Raw genomic sequence first — 3,721 nt, forward strand, 5'->3', positions numbered from 1 at the left:
AGGAAAACACTGGGCTTTATTCAGCCAGACATAATTTTTAAAGAGCAATTGCAACACGCTAAGAGCGAGTGTTGCAGTTATTAGTTGAATCTAGGAATCGAAAAAATAGGTAAGTGCCAACAGCTACAGTTAGATATTGAAGCTAAGTTGAGAGACATTGAAGGCTATTCGATCTGGCTTGGCTGGAATACACAACCGGAATGTCTCGAAAAAATGGCAGAGCTGGGCGATAAAGTTAGGGTTTGGGTTTCAGCTCTTGTTAACCTTTCTGATGATCCAACTGAAGTCCTGATTCCTTTGAAAAAATGGTTTATCGAGGGTCGGGAGTTTATAGAAGAGTCAAAAGTCTACTCAACATCTGAGGCCTACAAAGAGACGTTGAGAAAGCTTGTAACTGATACATCTGAACTGCATGACATGGGCTTGGATATAGCCTCAGATAGCGAGCTATCGGGGGTGGATCAGAGCTTAAGTGAGATATGTAGTCAAGCTTCAAAACTGAAAAGTTGGTGCGAATGGCAATCTGCGAAAAGCAAAGTAGCGGGTCTCAATCTGGAGTCGTTTAGTCAAGCGTTGGAGGCCAGTCGTGTGAGCCATGAAGATTTGGTCGAGCAGTTTAGAGTCGCCTTTTGTCAGTGGCTTGCTCCGTTACTGATTGATGCGAAAGACGAACTTCGGCAATTTAAAGCATCATCGCACGAACAAACTATTGAAGCCTTCAAGGAAGTTGATGAGCGAGTGGCAAAAATTACGAGCGAATACATCGTTGCGCTGGTATCAGATTCGAAACCTGTTCAAGGAGAAAATGATAACCCCAAACAATTTGGAGTCCTTTCAAAGGAACTACAGAAAAAGACAAGACACATTCCAATACGGTCGCTAATCGATCAATTGGGTCATTCGTTATTAGATCTCTGCCCATGTCTTATGATGTCGCCACTGTCGGTAGCACAGTTCCTACCATCCGACTTTAGAGGATTCGACTTAGTTGTCTTTGACGAGGCGTCGCAGATGACGACTTGGGACTCTGTGGGAGCGATTGCACGTGGTAAAAACGTGATCATTGTTGGTGATCCAAAGCAAATGCCTCCAACTAATTTCTTCTCTGCAGGCGGTAATTCAGATGATCCTGATGAAGAAGATCTTGAATCAATACTGGATCAAGCGCTTGCTGCTAGGCTACCACTTAAGCGTCTTATGGGGCATTATCGGAGCCGACACGAAACACTCATTGCATTTTCGAACAGTAAGTATTACGAAAATTCACTCGTTACTTACCCATCTTCAGAAACAAAAGAATCTGCGGTATCACTTCATCGTGTTGACGGCATTTATGCGAAAGGTGCAGGAAGGAATAACCCTATTGAAGCGAAAGCAGTAGTTGATGAAATTGTCAGACGACTACTTGATAAGAATGAATCTAAAAAATCAATTGGTGTCGTGACACTCAATACTGATCAGCAGCGAACTATTGAAGATCTTTTAGATGACGCAAGACGGCAGAATTCAGCAATTGAAAAACACTTTCAGGACGGCCCTGATAAAGAACCAGTATTTGTTAAGAACTTAGAATCGGTTCAAGGTGATGAGCGCGACGTCATTATGCTCAGCTTAGCTTACGGTCCAACGGAACTTGGCGCTAAAACAATGAGTATGAACTTCGGCCCCCTCAATAAAAGTGGCGGAGAGCGTCGGCTGAATGTTGCCATAACTCGAGCAACAACTGAGATAGTTGTTTTCAGTAGCTTTGATTCGTCAATGATTGACTTAAGTCGAACGAACTCTGTGGCCGTAGAGCACTTAAAACATTTCTTAGAGTTCGCCGAAAAAGGACCGATTGCGTTGTCTGAAATTGCGTCAGCTGATCACGGCGTTGATCAGTTCGATAGTGATTTTGAAGAAGCCGTTGCTCAAGAACTGCGAGCGAAAGGTTGGAAAATTCAAACGCAAGTTGGAGTGAGCAAATTTAGAGTTGATTTAGGGGTACTACATCCAGATAAACCTGGAAAATACATTGCGGGTGTTGAGTGCGATGGAGCGACATATCATGGGTCTCCGGCGGCGCGTGACAGAGATAGGGTAAGACAAATAATTCTTGAAAGCCTTGGCTGGAACATCGTACGACTATGGTCAACCGACTATTTCGTAGATCCTGAGTCTGCCATCGAGAAGGTTGATTCGAAGCTGAGAGAAATTCTTGAAACTGAAATGAAACAGGGCTCTGTCATTGAGCAGGAATCAGAGCCAGAAACCGAAACAGAGACAAGTACTTTGGCTCAGCTGGCCACATTCACCTCTGAATCTGAAAGCCACGAATCGGAGGAGTTCGTCGACGGTAACCGGTCAGAAGAACAAGTCCTGAATCCGTCAGACTATTTCAAACCTGAATACTCCGATAGGTTGCGTCAACTTGCGAGAGAAGTGCTGAGGGAGCGCCCCGGGATTACGCTGCATTCTTTAGCTCTCGAGCTAGCAAATTTGCATGGATTGGCCAAAACCAGCAAGAAGCAAACCGACTACCTCAGAACACTGGTAGAGCATTTTGCAGGAATAAAAGAAAATGATGGCTATTCTCCGACCCTTTGGAGTTCACCGGAAGAAGTAGCCAATATAATTGAATGGCGTGGTCTAGATGCATTTGGATACGAGCGAAGCTGGAAAGAATTGGCGTATGAAGAGGCTCTTGGATTAGCTAAGTTTGCTCAAGCAAAAAGTCCAGCTTCACCGGTGGATGTCATGTTTGATGAGCTGAATATCAAGAGACGACACGAAGCGACAATTAGTAAATTTAATGAGTGGATCGAGCGAGAGAAAGAGCTAGCAAGCAGTAAGCCAGCTATATGAACTTAGCTTATTTCAACTATTTTATTTTTCGTTTAAACAACTAGTATCTTAACAAGGACTAAGGGATCAACATGGAAAGTGGTTCTATTTACACTGTTTTATCAATATTTTTGGTTTTATCAGGCATTGCTACGGCTTTTACTGCAAGTAGTAAAGGTAGAGATGCGATGGGGTGGTTTATCGTCGGATTTTTATTTGCTCCAATAGCATTACCTATTGCGCTAGTCGCAAGCCCTATCAGGGAAAATATGAGTAGCTTTAAAGCTTGTAGCTCTTGCATGGAGCAAATCCATATCAACGCGACAAGGTGCCCTTTTTGTACAAGCGCGGTCAAAGAGCGCGAAACAAAAAGTGAAATCACGACCGAAACAGTAACAGTGAATCGAGATCAAATTTGCAAGGACAAGCAAAGGCTATTCGATACCGCTGAATCACTCGGTTTTAAAGTGGATAGTCACCCAGGATTGAGCAGATTTACTTTTATTAAGGATGGTAAAAGCTTTGATTTCTTTGATGTTGATAAAGCCAAAGATTTTTTAGTTGCCAGTAAAAAATAAATGAAGGGTAAAGGGTGCCGCCGGTTCTTGATTTGCAAAGGGTTACGATGAAAAAATCTACTACGTTATTATTGATTTCAGTCTCGAGTTCAATGATTTTAGGGTTATGGCTAGGGGCATGGTATGTGGGTACTCAGCAGGAGGGAATGCGTACATTCACTTCCCAACCTCTTGCAGACGTTTTTAGTAGTATTAACGCGTTGTTCGCAGGATTCGCTTTCTGTGGAGAGTGTTCAATATTCTGTGTCAGCCAAGTTTTCATAAATCTATGTGGCCATCCAGTCGACCTTCAAAGTGGATGGTTAGCTGAGACAGTGTCA

General features: G+C 43.2%; 2 protein-coding genes. Both read left to right on the forward strand.

Annotation, left to right across the window (positions count from 1 at the left end; all coding sequences use genetic code 11):
- The first annotated feature begins 84 nt into the window (after positions 1-84).
- Positions 85-2,844: an AAA domain-containing protein gene (locus tag DFP83_RS13320; RefSeq protein WP_110576548.1), complete on the forward strand. Its 2,760-nt coding sequence runs from the start codon at positions 85-87 to the stop codon at positions 2,842-2,844.
- Positions 2,845-2,915: 71 nt separating this feature from the next.
- Complete coding sequence (locus DFP83_RS13515; RefSeq protein WP_126753171.1) at positions 2,916-3,401, forward strand: hypothetical protein; 486 nt, start codon at positions 2,916-2,918, stop codon at positions 3,399-3,401.
- Positions 3,402-3,721: the final 320 nt, after the last annotated feature.

This window comes from Idiomarina fontislapidosi (genome assembly GCF_003226255.1).
Lineage (GTDB): Bacteria > Pseudomonadota > Gammaproteobacteria > Enterobacterales > Alteromonadaceae > Idiomarina > Idiomarina fontislapidosi.

What these genes read in the sequence shown, in the direction of transcription:
- DFP83_RS13515 (WP_126753171.1), top strand. Translation starts at nt 2,916, where the DNA reads ATGGAAAGTGGTTCTATTTACACTGTTTTATCAATATTTTTGGTTTTA.